The organism is Paraburkholderia dipogonis, assembly GCF_042680985.1.
Classification (GTDB): domain Bacteria; phylum Pseudomonadota; class Gammaproteobacteria; order Burkholderiales; family Burkholderiaceae; genus Paraburkholderia; species Paraburkholderia phytofirmans.
Map to the genome: position 1 here is coordinate 254,511 of NZ_JBHUFR010000016.1, position 15,564 is coordinate 270,074.

Genomic DNA, 15,564 nt, shown 5'->3' on the forward strand with positions numbered 1-15,564 from the left:
TGGCGGGCTCGCTGACGCCTGCGCGTCGAGTGTTCCGTCGTCCGGCGATTGCTGGTGGAGGGCGGATGCGGGCATGGTGGTGTGGATTTGCGTTGGGCGTGATCGGGCTGCAACGGCAAGCGGTGTTGCCGGATTGGACGGCGTTGTGCGGGTTGGTAGTGCTGGCCTGTGCCGTGGTCGTGGCGGCGGTGTGGGGTTTGGGCGAGGATAGCCGCGCGGCGGTCGGTGCGGATCACGCGACGACCCGCGTAGCTAGCGTTTCGGCTGAGGCCGGAACTACGAACGCAGATGGAACTGCGGCTATAGCGGAGCATGACGCTGAGGCTGCAACCGTGCCGCGAGTTGCAGCCGCGACAAGGTCAACGGTGGAACCCAAGGATCGGCAGCACGCGTGTGCGACGACCGTCGCTTCGCTCGTACGTCGCATCCGCTTCAGCCGGCGCGTGCGTTCATTCGTGGGCTGGAGCGCCGTGTGGTGCGCGGCAATGTGCGCGGGCTTCGGCTACGCAGCCATCCGCGCGGACATGCGCCTTGCGGTGAGCTTGCCGAACGCGTGGGAAGGGCGCGATATCGAGGTCGTCGGCAGTATCAAAGGCTTGCCGTCACGCGATGAAAATGGCGCGCGTTCTCTGTTCGACGTCGAGTCGGCCGAAGCGCCAATCGACGCTTTCCCGCGCGTGATCCAGCTCTCGTGGATCGCCGAAGATGCGCCGCCGCCATTGCTCGAGCCGGGGTCACGCTGGCGGCTGGCCGTGCGCCTCAAGCGTCCGCATGGCAATGCCAATTTCGGCGTGCGCGATGCCGAGGCGACTCTGCTCGCACGCAACGTGCGCGCCACCGGTTATGTGAGCGCGCCGGCTCATGCCGTGCGATTGCCCGGCAGGGCGCGCGGCGTCGGCGTGACGGTGGACCGCTGGCGCGCCGCGTTACGCGAGCGGATCGATGCAGTGCTCGCCGACGCGCCGCATCGCGGGATTGTCGTGGCGCTTGCCATCGGCGCGCAGGACGAAGTCAGCGCCGCGGACTGGCTGCTGATGCGCGGCACGGGCACGAGTCATCTGGTGGCGATTTCGGGGCTGCATATCGGTTTCGTCGCGGGGCTCGCGAGTTGGCTGGCGGGCGCGGTGTGGCGGCGCTCCGGATGGATCGGCCGCAACTGGCCGTTGCGGCTGCCGGCACAGATCGTCGCGGTGACGGGCGGCGCGCTGTTCGCCGCACTGCATGCCGCGTTGGCCGGCTTCAACGTGCCGGCACAGCGCGCGCTGTGGATGGCAGGGGTCGTCGCGCTCGCGTTTATCGGCGGGCGCAATGTGCCGCGCTCGGTGGTGCTCGCGTGGGCCTTGGGGCTCGTGCTGGTGGTCGATCCGTGGGCGGTGGTGTCGGCGGGATTCTGGTTGTCGTTCTGTGCGGTGGCGGCGATTCTGTACGCCATGTCGGGGCGGCCGCATGTGCAGGATCACGAACAGCACCGCGACGAAACAGCGGAGGATGGCGCAGCGGCGAGCCGCTTGTCGAGACTGGTTATCGGCTTGCGTCGCCACTTGCCCGATGCCGGTGCAAGGTTGCGCAGCGCCGCCCAGGTTCAGTTCGCCGTGACGATCGCGCTCGCGCCGTTGACCGTCTACTGGTTCGCGCAGATTCCGCTGATCGGCCCGCTCGCCAATGCTTTCGCGATTCCGTGGGTGAGCCTGCTGGTCACGCCTGCGGTGCTGGCCGGCGTCGCGTTGCCCGCGCCGTTCGACGCCTACGCATGGCATGGCGCACACGCTTTGCTGGACCTGCTGACTGTGGGCTTGCAAGCGCTATCCGGCCCCGCCTGGACACTCTGGCGTTTGCCGCAACCGGACGCATGGACGCTGGCCGCGGCGGCAGTCGGCGTTCTTTGGTGTCTTGCGCCGCGCGGCTGGCCGCTGCGTTGGGCCGCGCCATTGACCTGGCTGCCGCTGCTGCTACCCGCGCCGTCCGGACCGCCGCACGGCAGTTTCCGTTTGACCGCGCTGGACGTCGGTCAAGGCACCTCGGTGCTGGTCGAAACGGCGCATCACACTTTGCTGTTCGATACCGGACCGGGACCGGAGTCGACTCACGCGGGCGAGCGGGTGGTCGTGCCGTTTTTACAGGCGCGTGGCGTGACGGCGCTCGATACGTTGATCGTGAGCCACGCCGACTCCGATCATTCGGGCGGCGCGCCCGCCGTGCTGGACGCGATCGAGGTGCATCAAATGGTGGCGGCATTGGCGCCGTCGAATGCGCTGTGGTCGAACGCGCGGCAACGCGGCGCCGACACGCTGCCGTGCGCGGCGGGCCAGCGCTGGCAGTGGGACGGCGTGGAGTTCGCGATGCTCTGGCCGGACGCCGGCCCGCTGCAAGGCAAGCCGAATGCGCATTGCTGCGTGCTGCGGGTCAGCACTTTGCCCACCGCCGCAAGCCCGTCGATCAGCCATACTCAAACAGCACCGCCGCGCATGACGGCCTTGCTGACGGCGGACATCGAGGCGCCCGTCGAGCGCGTTCTGCTCGCGCGCGATCGCGGGGCGTTGCGCGCGCAGGTGCTGGTCGTGCCGCATCACGGCAGCAAGACTTCGTCGACCGAGCCGTTCCTCGACTCTATCGATCCGCTCATCGCGCTATTTCAGGTAGGCTATCGCAACCGTTTTCATCATCCGAATGCGGGTGTGTTCGAGCGCTACAAGGCGCGGCGGATCGAGCTCGGGCGCAGCGATGCGGACGGTGCGGTGCGCGTTGAGGTGAATCCGAGCGGCGAGATAAGCGACGCCGCCGGCAGCAGCGCCACGGTCACGCTCGAGCGCTATCGCGACACGCAGCGCCGCTACTGGATGGATCGCTGACCGGGTTAATTGATGAATCGCCGGCCGCACAGATAAAAGAAACGCGCGCCGGGCGTGTTGACTGCACGCGGGTGCGTGCCACGACCCGCACGCAGGAATACAACGGAGACAGCCGCAGTTGAAAAACATCATTCACTTCTCGCACGCGAACGGCTTTCCGGCGTCGACCTACCGCACGATTTTCGCCGAGCTCGCCGACGACTACGAACTGCGCTCCATCGAGCGGATCGGCCACGACGCGCGCTTTCCGGTGACGCAGGACTGGCCGCATCTGGTCGAACAGTTGCTCGACGACATCCGCAGGACGTACGAGTGCCCGGTGTGGCTGGTGGGACATTCGCTCGGCGGTTATCTGTCGCTGATGGCCGCGCTCAAGAAGCCGCAATGGGTGCGCGGCGTGGTGATGCTCGATTCGCCGGTGATCGCCGGCTGGCGCAGCAGCATGCTGCGCGTGTCGCAATGGACCGGCCTCGACGAGCGGCTCTCGCCCGCGGCCGCCACCCGCACGCGTCGCACCCAGTGGACGAGCCGCGACGAAGCGTGGCGACATTTCCATTCGAAGCCGGCGTTCGCGCGCTGGGACGAGCGCATGCTGTCCGACTACATCGACTTCGGCATTCCGCAGACTTCGCCCGACGGCTCGCGCTCGCTGGCCTTCGACCGCCGTACCGAATATCAGATCTATAAGACCTTGCCGCACACGCTCGGCTCGCGGCTCGCCCGGGGCGCGCCGGTGCCGGTGGGCTTCATCGCCGGCACGCGTTCGAAGGAAATCCGCCAGGCCGGTCTCGACGCCACCCGCCGCGCGACCGGCGGACGTGTGGAGTGGATCGAGGGCAGTCACCTTTACCCGATGGAAAAACCCGTCGAAACCGCCCGCGCGGTGCAAAGCATGTTGCATGAACTGGAGCAGCGCGGCTGACGCGAACGCACGCGCGGACCTTGGCGCGGACTTGAGCAGTGACGGCGACAACGGCAGCATCAGCACTACGCCGCGCCGCCAGCCGCAGCGCGCCGCGCCGGCATGGTTTGAAAGAAACGGTGCATGATCCACCCGCGGCAACGGCCGCCGCCGTGGCGCGCGCACATGTGGATGCCGCCAGGATTTTGCTGGGGTTGGGGCCCTGCTTTACGGTATAATCCGTTTTTCCCGCGAGCATCCAGCGATGACCAAATATGTTTTCGTCACCGGCGGCGTAGTATCTTCCCTCGGCAAGGGTATTGCCGCCGCTTCCCTCGCCGCGATCCTCGAATCGCGCGGTCTTAAAGTCACCCTCCTCAAGCTCGATCCCTACATCAATGTCGACCCCGGCACGATGAGTCCGTTTCAACACGGCGAAGTGTTCGTGACGGAAGACGGAGCGGAGACTGACCTCGACCTCGGTCACTATGAGCGCTTCATCAGCACGAAGATGCGCAAGGCCAATAACTTCACCACAGGCCAGATTTACGAATCGGTGATCCGCAAGGAACGCCGCGGCGATTATCTCGGCAAGACGGTGCAGGTCATCCCGCACATCACGAACGAAATCCAGGCGTTCATCGAACGCGGCGCGGCTTCCGCGACGTGCGGTGAGCCGGACGTCGCTATCGTCGAAGTGGGCGGCACCGTGGGCGACATCGAATCGCTGCCGTTCCTCGAGGCCGCGCGGCAAATGAGCCTGCGCATGGGCCGCAACAGCGCGTGCTTCGTGCACCTCACGCTGGTGCCCTGGGTTGCCACGGCCGGCGAACTGAAAACCAAGCCCACGCAGCACAGCGTGCAGAAGCTGCGCGAAATCGGTATTTCGCCGCACGTGCTGCTGTGCCGCGCCGACCGCCGCATTCCGGACGACGAGCGCGCCAAGATCTCCATGTTCTCGAACGTGCCGGAAGACGCCGTGATCTCCGTGTGGGACGCGGACAGCATCTACAAGATTCCGCAGATGCTGCACGATCAAGGTCTGGACGCGATCATCTGCGAAGAGCTCAAGCTCACGCCGCATGCCGCGGATCTGTCCATGTGGTCCGACCTCGTCGAGAAGCTGGAGCATCCGAAGCACGAAGTCACGATCGGCATGGTCGGCAAGTATGTCGATCTGACCGAGTCGTACAAGTCGCTGATCGAAGCGCTGCGCCATGCGTCGATGCATACGTCGACCAAGGTCAACATCGAATACATCGATTCGGAAGAGGTCGAGACGCAAGGCGTCGAAAGCCTCAAGCATCTGGACGCCGTGCTCGTGCCGGGCGGCTTCGGCCGTCGCGGCACCGAAGGCAAGATCGCCGCGATCCGCTACGCCCGCGAAGCGAAGGTGCCGTATCTCGGCATCTGCCTCGGCATGCAACTCGCCGTGATCGAATTCGCCCGCGACGTGGTCGGTCTGAAAGACGCGAACAGCACCGAGTTCGACCAGGAAACGCCGAACCGCGTGGTCGCGCTGATCACCGAGTGGTACGACCGCGAAGGCCGCGTCGAGAAGCGCACGGAAGAGTCGGACCTGGGCGGCACGATGCGCCTCGGTTCGCAGCGTTGCCCGATCAAGCCGGGCACCATGGCCGAAGAGATTTATGGCAAGGACGTGAACGAACGCCATCGCCACCGTTATGAAGTCAATAACCGCTTCGTGCCCCAACTCGAGGCCGGCGGCCTTATCATCAGCGCCCGTACTCCGAGCGAAGATCTGCCGGAAATGATGGAATTGCCGCGCAGCATGCACCCGTGGTTCGTCGGCGTGCAGTTCCACCCGGAATTCACGTCCACGCCGCGCGACGGCCATCCGCTGTTCAAGTCGTTCGTCGAAGCGGCGCTCGCGCATCGCAAGGCGGCCACGCCGGTCGCAGTCGGGGAGAAAGCATGAAACTGGGCGATTTCGAAATCGGGCTCGACAAGCCGTTTTTCCTGATCGCAGGCACCTGTGTCGTCGAATCGGAGCAGATGACGATCGACGTCGCGGGCCGGCTGAAGGAAATCTGCGCGAAGCTGAACATTCCGTTTATCTACAAATCGTCGTACGACAAGGCCAACCGCAGCAGCGGCAAGTCGTTCCGCGGTCTGGGCATGGACGAAGGCTTGCGGATTCTGTCGGAAGTGAAGCGTCAGCTCGGTCTGCCAGTGCTGACCGACGTTCACGCCGAGCACGAGATCGAGCAGGTCGCCTCGGTGGTCGACGTGTTGCAAACGCCGGCTTTCCTGTGCCGTCAAACGGACTTCATTCACGCTTGCGCGCGTTCGGGCAAACCGGTCAACATCAAGAAAGGCCAGTTTCTCGCACCGGGCGACATGAAGAACGTGATCGACAAAGCGCGCGATGCCGCGCGTGAAGCAGGTTTGTCGGAAGACCGCTTCATGGCGTGCGAGCGCGGTGTGTCGTTCGGTTATAACAACCTCGTGTCGGACATGCGTTCGCTCGCGATCATGCGCGAAACCAACGCGCCCGTCGTGTTCGACGCCACTCACTCGGTGCAGTTGCCGGGCGGGCAGGGCACGAGCTCGGGCGGTCAGCGCGAGTTCGTGCCAGTGCTGGCGCGTGCGGCGGTGGCGGTGGGCGTGTCGGGGCTCTTCATGGAGACGCACCCGAACCCGGCTGAAGCCAGGTCGGACGGTCCGAACGCGGTGCCGCTCGGCCGCATGGCCGATCTGCTCGAGACGCTGGTTACGCTCGATCAGGCCGTCAAGCGCGCGCCGTTTCTCGAAAGCAATTTCAACTGATTCAGGCGTTCACGGCGTGTCACGAGCGGTACGCACAATCGTGGCACGCGGCGAATGCACGCAATGGTCGTCGAACGTATCTGCGCGCGGGTAGTTTGCCGGGGAGACCGGTGCTCTGCACGGGACCGGAGTGAGCGATGAAGCGCTGACTGCGGATCGTCAGGCGCCAGATACAGTGTCACAGTAAAGAATTCAACGTCATTTCTTGAGGAAACCATGAGTGCTATCGTAGATATCATCGGTCGAGAGATTCTCGATTCGCGAGGCAACCCCACCGTCGAATGCGACGTGCTGCTCGAGTCGGGCACGATGGGCCGCGCCGCGGTGCCGTCGGGCGCGTCGACGGGTTCGCGTGAAGCCATCGAACTGCGCGACGGCGAAACCGGCCGTTACGGCGGCAAGGGCGTGCTGAAGGCTGTCGAGCACATCAACACCGAAATCTCCGAAGCGATCATGGGCCTCGACGCTTCCGAGCAGGCTTTCCTCGACAAGACCCTGCTGGAACTCGACGGCACGGACAACAAGTCGCGCCTCGGCGCGAACGCGATGCTGGCCGTCTCGATGGCCGTCGCGAAGGCCGCCGCTGAAGAAGCCGGCCTGCCGCTGTACCGCTACTTCGGCGGCTCCGGCGCGATGCAGCTGCCGGTGCCGATGATGAACATCGTCAACGGCGGCGCGCACGCCAACAACAGCCTGGACATCCAGGAATTCATGATCGTGCCGGTCAGCCAGCCGACCTTCCGCGAAGCACTGCGCTGCGGCGCCGAAGTGTTCCACGCGCTGAAGAAGATCCTGTCGGACCGCGGCATGAGCACGGCAGTGGGCGACGAAGGCGGCTTCGCGCCGAACTTCGGCAGCAACGACGAATGCCTGTCGACCATCCTGCAAGCCATTGAGAAAGCCGGCTACCGCGCCGGTGAAGATGTGCTGCTCGCGCTCGACTGCGCAGCGAGCGAGTTCTACCACGACGGCAAGTACCAACTGGCCGGCGAAGGCCTGCAACTGTCGTCGACGGAATTCGCGGACTATCTCGCAAACCTGGCCGACAAGTTCCCGATCGTCTCGATCGAAGACGGCATGCACGAAAGCGACTGGGCCGGCTGGAAGACTCTGACCGACAAGCTCGGCAAGAAGGTGCAACTGGTAGGCGACGACCTGTTCGTCACCAACACGCGCATCCTGAAGGAAGGCATCGAGAAGGGTATCGCCAACTCGATCCTGATCAAGATCAACCAGATCGGTACGCTGACGGAAACTTTCGCGGCGATCGAAATGGCCAAGCGCGCCGGCTACACCGCGGTGATCTCGCACCGTTCGGGCGAAACCGAAGACTCGACGATCGCGGATATCGCGGTCGGCCTGAACGCCGGTCAGATCAAGACGGGTTCGCTGTCGCGTTCGGACCGCATCTCGAAGTACAACCAGTTGCTGCGCATCGAAGAAGACCTCGGTGATATCGCCAGCTACCCGGGCAAGTCGGCGTTCTACAATCTGCGCTAATGACTGGTTCGCTGGCGCTGACCGATGAGCCGGTTATCCTTCGTTTCTGATTGACCCCGCCGCCCTGCGTATAGCGCAGGGCGGCGTGTATTTATTGTGCTTACTTCATGCGGCTTGTCACTGCTGTCCTGATCGTTCTACTGGCGCTGATCCAGTACCCGCTCTGGTGGGGGCACGGCGGCTGGTTGCGCGTGCACGAGTTGCAGCAGCAACTCGCGCAGCAGGTGCAAAAAAACGCCGATTCGAAACTGCGTAACGAGCGCATTCAAGGCGAAGTGCAGGATTTGCAGAACGGCACGGCCGCTGTCGAAGAGCGCGCGCGTTATGAAATGGGTATGGTGAAGGACGGCGAAGTGTTCGTGCAGTTTGTCTCGCCGAACGCGCCGTTGCCGTCGGCGAACACGCCTTCGGTCACGACCTCCACGCGGGGCGAGATGTCGGCGGCGCCGCTGCATATGGTGCCGAATCCGGAGTCGCGCGCGAAGCCGGATCGCAAGCATGGTGGTAAGGCGGCTGCTGCGAAAGACAAGAAGCCTGCGCACTGAGCGTCGCCGTAGCACGACAACGGTTCAGATCGGCGGATGCAAAAAGGCACGGTGAGAACCGTGCCTTTTTCTTTGACCTCGTCCCGGCGCGACCAGGCGCGATTGCCGCCGCTCACCAGCCGTAATAGGACCCGTAGCCGACGCCGACGCCCGTACCCCAGCCGCGTCCCCATCCACCGCCGTAATAGCTGCCGTAGACGGTGACAGGCGGCGTGTAGTAACGCGACCACGCCTGCGCCGCGTTATCGGCTGCAATCGCCTGATTCTGCTCGGCCATCACCTGGCGGTCGATCGCGTCATAGCGCTGGCGTTCTTCAGGCGTCAGCGGTTGGGTGGCGGCCACGCCAGACTGGTCGGCGGGCAGCCGGCTATAAATCGGCGACGGGCCCGGCGGATCCATCATGCAACCCGCCAGCGCGCCACTCCCGATCAAAACAGCCAGCACAGTGACCGAGCGCGCACGGCGCAGCAGTGGGATCAACGAAGTAGGGTGGTTCATGTTCGATCTCCATCGGCCGGATGCCTAAGTAAATCATGCGCCGCGCGCACCGCCAATGACTCAACGCAATGATCAAAGATACTGCGCCGCCCGTGCCCTGAAAAGGCAGCGGGCGGCGCGGTATTTTTACTGCCGTGATACGGACGTGATGAGCCTCCGTTTCGCGCATGTCAAATGCGCGCCGAATGGCGGCTCGTTTAGTGCCGCTGTTCAGCCGCGGGCGTCACACCTTGTGAGAGCGCTTCGGCGACGAAAAGTTGCGCCACGTCGACCGGATCGAACTCGTAACGCTGATTGCAGAACTCGCAATGAATCTCGACATGGCCGCGCTCTTCGAGCACGCCGTCGACTTCCTCGCGGCCCAGCATCTTCAGCATGCCGCCGACTTTTTCGCGCGAACACGTGCACTCGAAGCGCGCCGTGGCCGGTTCAAAATGCTGGACGTTTTCCTGCCAGAAGAGGCGCCGGAAGATCGTCTCCGGTTCTTCCTTCAGCAGTTCGTCTTGTGACATCGTGCCGCCCAGCGTGCAGACGCGCTCCCACGTATCCGCGTCCAGATCGCCCGGATGGGGCACGATGCCGCCGTCGCCCGGCAGTTTTTGCAGCAGCATGCCGACCGCGCGCTCGGTGTTCGCCGCGAGCCACAGGCGCGTGTCGAGCTGCTCCGAGTGATGCATGTAATGCTCGAGCACTTCGGCCATCGAGTTGAGCGGGCCGTCCACGCCCGACAACGGCACGATACTTTGATACGGCTGCTGACCGGGCTGCTTGCTGGCCGGGTCGAGCGTGATCACGCAGCGGCCGTGGCCGCTCGCGTTCAGCAGGTCGACCATGCTGGCCGTCTCGCCGATTACCTTGTCCGCTTCGCCGGACAGCTTGGCGGTTGCGCGCATCGACAGATCGGAGCCGCATTGCACCACCAGCATCTTGACCGGGCCGTCACCGAAAATCTGCATGATGAGCGTGCCGTCGAACTTGAGATTCGCCGACAGCAGCGCGCACGCCGCCATCATTTCGCCCAGAACCGTGCGCACCGGCGCCGGATAGTCGCGGCGCGTCAGCACTTCCTGCCAGGTGTTGCGCAGGGAAACGATCTCGCCGCGCACCGGCGCCGCGCTGAACATGAATTTTTGCAACTGGTCGCTCACAACTTTTCCTCGGTCGAATGACGCAGCATGATGCCGCGCCGTGCGCGCCGCGCGCTCCGGCTGGTTAGCCGATGCGCACGAGCTGCGCCTTGTAATATTCGCGGCGCTCGGCATAGGTTGCAGCGCCGCGCTGCATGTTGGCGATATCCGTCTCGGTCAGTTCGCGCACCACCTTGGCGGGCGCGCCGAGAATCAGCGAATTGTCGGGAAAGACCTTGCCTTCGGTGACGACGGCGCCCGCTCCGACCAGACAGTTGCGGCCGATTACCGCTCCATTCAAGACCACGGCCTGAATTCCGATCAACGAACCTTCCTTGATCGTGCAGCCGTGCAGCATGACCTGATGACCGACTGTCACGTTTGGCTCGATCGTGAGCGGAAAACCGGGGTCGGTGTGCAGCACGGAATTTTCCTGCACGTTGCTGCCGGCGCCGATGGTGATCGGCTCGTTGTCGCCGCGAATCGTCGCGCCGAACCAGACGCTGGCGTTCTCCTCGAGCGTCACGTTGCCGATGATGCTCGCCGAATCCGCGACAAAGACGCTTTCATGGATGGTCGGGGCGGCTTCGCCAAGCTTGTAGATGGTCACGGTGTCTCCTCTTGATCGCTCGCTATGTGCGCAGGCTGGCGCGCCGAACTGGCTGGAACGTTTTGCCTTGCGGGCTGTTCCGCCTCGCTGGCGCCTCGGGCGCGTTGGATGGTCGAATCGGGTATTGTAAACGGTTGTGTGGTTCGGTCGCTTGGTCCGGCCGCAGGGCGCTCGCTTCGGGGCTGGGGTTGAGATCTGTATCGATGCGGTGCGGAGCGTTTCCTCGCTACCTAGCCGCGCTGCTATTCGAGTCGACGTTCACGCAATGGCTACGCGGCCGCGCCTGGACGGCCAATTCGGTGCTCAGGCGGCTGTTCGCGCGGCTGCGCCGTGGGACCGCCTCGACCTCCGCATGCTGCCGCGTCGTCTGCCGAAAGTTTTGTCGTTTCTGTTGGCCATGCCGTTTGTGGCTTTCTTTGCTGTTTCCTCGTCGATCCGTTTGCCATGATGTCCGCCGCACCGTCCGTTTCGCCTGATTCACCGGCCGCTGATCCCACGCGCCAAGCCCCTTGCGCGCGCGCCGCAGCGCTCGCCGCATTGCGCGAAGCCGATCCAGCCGCCAAGGCCGCTGCCGCCCGCGCGCTCTACGCCGCGGTGCTCGACGGCAGCATGACATGCGCCGCTCACGCCGAACTCGCCGAACCGTCCGGCCTGCCGGGCCGTCCCGCGCGCCCCGACCTGGTCGATCCACGCGGTCTGAAGCGACGCAGCATGCAAGCGCCACAAGGTCGCGCGGTTCTGCTGCATGCACTCGCGCACATCGAATTCAACGCCATCAATCTTGCGCTCGACGCGGTCTGGCGCTTCGCCGGCATGCCCGCCGCGTTCTACACCGACTGGCTCAAGGTCGCCGCCGAAGAGGCCTACCACTTCTCGTTGCTGAGCGCGCGCCTCGCGGAGTACGGCCACGTCTACGGCGATTTTCCCGCCCACGACGGCCTATGGGACATGTGCGAACGTACGCGCGGCGACGTGCTGGCGCGCATGGCGCTGGTGCCGCGCACGCTCGAAGCGCGCGGCCTCGATGCCTCGCCGCCGATCCGCGCGCGTCTGCTGCAGGCCGGCGATCAAGCGTCGGCGGCGATTCTCGACGTGATCCTGCGCGACGAAATCGGCCACGTGCTGATCGGCAACCGCTGGTTCCGCCATCTGTGCGACGCCGGTGGCCTCGACCCTCACGAGACTTACACGCGTCTCGCCGACCAGTATCACGCACCGAAATTGCGCGGACCGTTCAATTTCGAGGCGCGCCGCGACGCCGGTTTCGACGAAGCCGAACTGGCCGCCTTGGCGGGCTTGGACGCGCAGGAAGCGACGCCGCCTCCCGCCGGCGACTGAAACTTCCCTCGCCATCCGGTCCCGCGCATCAACGGGCTATCTCGTTATAATAGAACGACCATTCTTTTTTGGACGTGCCGTTCATGAACACTTCCCAGTCTGAATTCGTTGCCGTGCGCGGCATCCGTCTGCATGTGCGGCGGTGGGGCAATCCGGATGCGCCGACGCTCGTCATGCTGCACGGCTGGATGGACGTGGCCGCGTCGTTCCAGTTCGTCGTCGATGCGCTGGGCGGCGACTGGCAGGTACTGGCGCCGGACATGCGCGGTTTCGGTCTGTCGGACTGGCCGGTGGCCGAGCACGGCGGCGGCAACTACTGGATTCAGGACTATCTGGCCGATCTCGACGCCTTGCTCGACCACTACGCGCCGACCGGCGAAGTGAATCTGGTCGGCCACAGCATGGGGGCGAACATCGCCTGCGTGTATGCGGGCGTGCGGCCGGAGCGGGTGCGGCGGGTGGTCGATCTGGAAGGCTTCGGTCTGGCGCCGTCGCACTCGGCGCAAGCGCCCAAACGCCTGCGCAACTGGCTGGACGAATTGCGCGATCCGCCGCAATTGAAGCGCTACGCGTCGCTCGACGACGTCGCCGCGCGCCTGATCAAGACCAATCCGCGGCTCGACCCGCAGCGCGCGCGGTTTCTCGCGCAGCATTGGTCGAAGCCGGACGGCGAAGGGCGCTTCATGCTGCTCGCCGATCCCGCGCACAAGCTGCGCGGCCCGGCGCTGTACCGTCTCGACGAAGTGATGGCGACCTGGCGCCAGGTGAGCGCAAAGGTGTTGCACGTGGAGGCGGCCAACTCGCCGACGCTCGCGCAGATTGCCGGCGAAATTCCGCTCGACGAATTCAAGGCGCGTTTTCAGGCGTTCCCGGATTGGCGCGAAAAGATCATCGACGAAGCGGGGCACATGGTGCATCACGACCAGCCGGAGCAGGTGGCCGCGCTGATCGAGGGATTCTGCGCCTAGCGCTTTCGGACAGTTCGACGGTTTCCGACGCGGCGGCTTCCGCGCGTTCGTTACGAGATAGCTCTGCGTCCGCTTACTGCGTTGCAGTAAAATAAGTGCAGAACCTTTTCCAGACAACGATGAACGCCGACCTCCACTGTCACTCCACCGTTTCCGACGGCCAGTTCGCGCCGGCCGACGTCGCGCGCCGCGCGCATGCGGGCGGCGTGACGCTGTGGGCGCTGACCGATCACGACGAACTGGGCGGCCAGCACGAAGCGCGAACCACCGCCGAATCGCTCGGCATGGACTATCTGAGCGGCGTCGAAGTTTCGGTGACCTGGGCTTCGCGCACGGTGCACATCGTTGGGCTGGGCATCGATCCGACCAGTTCGATCCTGATCGACGGCCTCGCGCGTACGCGCAACGGCCGCGCCGCGCGGGCGGAGGCGATCGGCGAGCAACTCGCCACGCTCGGCATTCCCGACGCCTATCAGGGTGCGCTCAAATACGTGTCGAATCCGGACATGATTTCGCGCACGCATTTCGCGCGCTTCATGGTGGAAAGCGGCTACGCCAGTTCCACGCAGGACGTGTTCGGCCGCTTTCTCGGCGACGGCAAACCGGGCTATGTAGCGCACCGCTGGGCCAAACTGGCCGACGCGGTCGGCTGGATCCGGGCCGCCGGCGGTGAAGCGGTCATTGCGCATCCGGGCCGCTACGCCTATTCGCCAGTCGAATTCGACGCATTTTTCGCCGAATTCATCGATCTCGGCGGCAAAGCGATCGAGGTGGTGACGGGCAGCCACACGCCGGATCAGTACCGCGAATACGCCGATGTCGCGCGCCGTTTCGGTTTCGAGGCGTCGCGCGGGTCCGACTTCCACGCACCCGGCGAAGGCCGCGTCGATCTCGGCACGCTGCCGCCGCTGCCCGCCGATCTGAAACCCGTCTGGGAACGCTGGCTGTGACCGCGCCGTGCCGTCGCGGCACGTCATGCGCGACAACGGGCCGTGCGCCGCGTGGGCCTGGGTCCGATCTTCCGCGCGTTTTTCAGCCGCAATTCAATTTGCCGTCGACCCGCTTTCATCCGTGAACCAACGTTAGCCGCCATGTCCCAATACTTCCGGCTTCATCCTGATAACCCGCAGCCGCGCCTCGTCAAGCAGGCCGTGCAGATCATCAACGATGGCGGCGTGGTCGCGTTGCCGACGGACTCGAGCTACGCGCTCGCCTGCCATCTGGACGACAAGGACGCGGTCGAGCGTCTGCGGCGCATTCGTGGACTCGACGAGAAGCAATTGCTGTCGCTGCTGGTGCGCGACCTGTCGGAGCTCGCCAATTTCGCCATGGTGGACAACCGCCAGTACCGGCTGATCAAATCGGTGACGCCGGGGCCGTACGTGTTCGTCCTGCAAGCCACCAAGGAAGTGCCGCGGCGCCTGTCGCATCCCTCGCGCAAGACCATCGGCCTGCGCGTGCCGGACCACGCGATCACGCTGGCGATTCTCGAAGAACTCGGCCAGCCGCTGCTCGGCTCGACGCTGATCATGCCGGGCGAAACCCAGCCGTTGAACGACCCGGAGGAAATCCGTGAGCGCCTGGAAAAACAGCTGGATCTGGTGATCGACAGTGGTCCATGCGTGTGCGAGCCGTCCACGGTAATCGATCTGACCGGCTCGGAGCCGGTGCTGGTGCGGCCGGGGCGCGGTTCTCTCGCACCGTTCGGCCTCGCAGAGACGGCATGAGTGAAAGCGGACAGACGCACGCAATCGCGTTGTTACAATAACGAGCTATGGATTCTTCCCTGATACAGACCATTGCGGTGTACGCGCTGCCGGTGATTTTCGCCATCACGCTGCACGAAGCCGCCCATGGCTACGTCGCGCGCTGGCTTGGCGACAATACCGCCTACGTGCTCGGCCGCGTCTCCGTCAATCCGATGCGGCATATCGATCCGCTCGGCACGATCGCGATTCCCTTGTTGCTGTACTTCGCCACCAGCGGCGCGTTCATGTTCGGTTACGCCAAGCCGGTGCCGGTCGCCTTCGGCAACCTGCGCAATCCGCGCTGGGGCAGCCTGTGGGTTGCGGCGGCAGGTCCGGCCTGCAACTTCGTGCAGGCGGTGATCTGGGGGCTGTTCGGTGTCGCGCTTGCGGTGCTGAACGTCGACGAGCCGTTCTTCACCCGCATGGCGGGCGCGGGCGTCGGCGTGAATCTCGTGCTCGGCGTGCTCAACCTGTTTCCGCTGCCGCCGCTCGACGGCGGCCGAGTGCTGATGGCGCTGCTGCCGCCGCGGCAGTCCATCACGCTGTCGCGCCTCGAACCGTACGGGTTTTTCATCGTGATGGCGCTGGTCATGACGGGCACGCTCACGCGATACTGGCTGAACCCGCTGGTCACGATCGGCTACAGCGCGATCACCGCCATTCTGACTCCCCTTGTTTCGCTTTTTTAG

14 protein-coding genes are annotated in these 15,564 nt (G+C 64.7%); 11 read left to right on the plus strand and 3 right to left on the minus strand.

Annotated features, from left to right (window positions below):
* The first annotated feature begins 65 nt into the window (after window positions 1-65).
* The 6 genes from ACFSNN_RS21345 (at window position 66) to ftsB (ending at window position 8,585) form a co-directional block, all read left to right on the plus strand.
* Window positions 66-2,849: a DNA internalization-related competence protein ComEC/Rec2 gene (locus tag ACFSNN_RS21345; protein ID WP_134455630.1), complete on the plus strand. Its 2,784-nt coding sequence runs from the start codon at window positions 66-68 to the stop codon at window positions 2,847-2,849.
* 118 nt (window positions 2,850-2,967) lie between these two features.
* Window positions 2,968-3,771 carry an alpha/beta fold hydrolase gene (locus ACFSNN_RS21350; protein WP_134455631.1) on the plus strand — a complete coding sequence of 268 codons (804 nt, stop codon included), beginning with the start codon at window positions 2,968-2,970 and terminating at the stop codon, window positions 3,769-3,771.
* Window positions 3,772-4,015: 244 nt separating this feature from the next.
* Window positions 4,016-5,689, plus strand: a complete 1,674-nt coding sequence (locus tag ACFSNN_RS21355) for a CTP synthase (RefSeq protein WP_134455632.1) — start codon at window positions 4,016-4,018, stop codon at window positions 5,687-5,689.
* Complete coding sequence (gene kdsA, locus ACFSNN_RS21360) at window positions 5,686-6,540, plus strand: 3-deoxy-8-phosphooctulonate synthase (protein ID WP_134455633.1); 855 nt, start codon at window positions 5,686-5,688, stop codon at window positions 6,538-6,540. The genes ACFSNN_RS21355 and kdsA overlap by 4 nt, the downstream gene beginning before the upstream one ends.
* 216 nt (window positions 6,541-6,756) lie before the next feature.
* The gene (gene eno / locus ACFSNN_RS21365; RefSeq protein ID WP_012433549.1) at window positions 6,757-8,040 is read left to right on the plus strand and encodes a phosphopyruvate hydratase; all 1,284 of its coding nucleotides are present in this window, start codon (window positions 6,757-6,759) and stop codon (window positions 8,038-8,040) included.
* A 107-nt stretch (window positions 8,041-8,147) separates the two neighbouring features.
* The gene (ftsB, locus tag ACFSNN_RS21370; protein ID WP_134455634.1) at window positions 8,148-8,585 is read left to right on the plus strand and encodes a cell division protein FtsB; all 438 of its coding nucleotides are present in this window, start codon (window positions 8,148-8,150) and stop codon (window positions 8,583-8,585) included.
* 112 nt (window positions 8,586-8,697) lie between these two features.
* Here the strand turns inward: ftsB and ACFSNN_RS21375 are convergent, their stop codons facing one another.
* The 3 genes from ACFSNN_RS21375 to ACFSNN_RS21385 form a co-directional block, all read right to left on the minus strand.
* Window positions 8,698-9,084 carry a hypothetical protein gene (locus tag ACFSNN_RS21375; protein ID WP_134455635.1) on the minus strand — a complete coding sequence of 129 codons (387 nt, stop codon included), beginning with the start codon at window positions 9,082-9,084 and terminating at the stop codon, window positions 8,698-8,700.
* Between the two features lie 197 nt (window positions 9,085-9,281).
* On the minus strand, window positions 9,282-10,232 hold the full coding sequence (gene hslO / locus ACFSNN_RS21380; protein WP_134455636.1) for an Hsp33 family molecular chaperone HslO: 951 nt from the start codon (window positions 10,230-10,232) through the stop codon (window positions 9,282-9,284).
* 64 nt (window positions 10,233-10,296) lie between these two features.
* Complete coding sequence (locus ACFSNN_RS21385; RefSeq protein ID WP_012433545.1) at window positions 10,297-10,821, minus strand: gamma carbonic anhydrase family protein; 525 nt, start codon at window positions 10,819-10,821, stop codon at window positions 10,297-10,299.
* Between the two features lie 444 nt (window positions 10,822-11,265).
* Between ACFSNN_RS21385 and ACFSNN_RS21390 the strand changes: the two genes are divergently transcribed.
* The 5 genes from ACFSNN_RS21390 (at window position 11,266) to ACFSNN_RS21410 (ending at window position 15,564) form a co-directional block, all read left to right on the plus strand.
* On the plus strand, window positions 11,266-12,159 hold the full coding sequence (locus tag ACFSNN_RS21390; protein ID WP_134455637.1) for a ferritin-like domain-containing protein: 894 nt from the start codon (window positions 11,266-11,268) through the stop codon (window positions 12,157-12,159).
* An 83-nt stretch (window positions 12,160-12,242) separates the two neighbouring features.
* Window positions 12,243-13,127, plus strand: a complete 885-nt coding sequence (locus tag ACFSNN_RS21395; protein WP_134455638.1) for an alpha/beta fold hydrolase — start codon at window positions 12,243-12,245, stop codon at window positions 13,125-13,127.
* A 119-nt stretch (window positions 13,128-13,246) separates the two neighbouring features.
* Window positions 13,247-14,077: a 3',5'-nucleoside bisphosphate phosphatase gene (locus tag ACFSNN_RS21400; protein WP_134455639.1), complete on the plus strand. Its 831-nt coding sequence runs from the start codon at window positions 13,247-13,249 to the stop codon at window positions 14,075-14,077.
* A gap of 141 nt (window positions 14,078-14,218) precedes the next feature.
* Window positions 14,219-14,854 carry an L-threonylcarbamoyladenylate synthase gene (locus ACFSNN_RS21405; RefSeq protein ID WP_134455640.1) on the plus strand — a complete coding sequence of 212 codons (636 nt, stop codon included), beginning with the start codon at window positions 14,219-14,221 and terminating at the stop codon, window positions 14,852-14,854.
* Between the two features lie 47 nt (window positions 14,855-14,901).
* Window positions 14,902-15,564, plus strand: a complete 663-nt coding sequence (locus ACFSNN_RS21410) for a site-2 protease family protein (protein WP_012433540.1) — start codon at window positions 14,902-14,904, stop codon at window positions 15,562-15,564.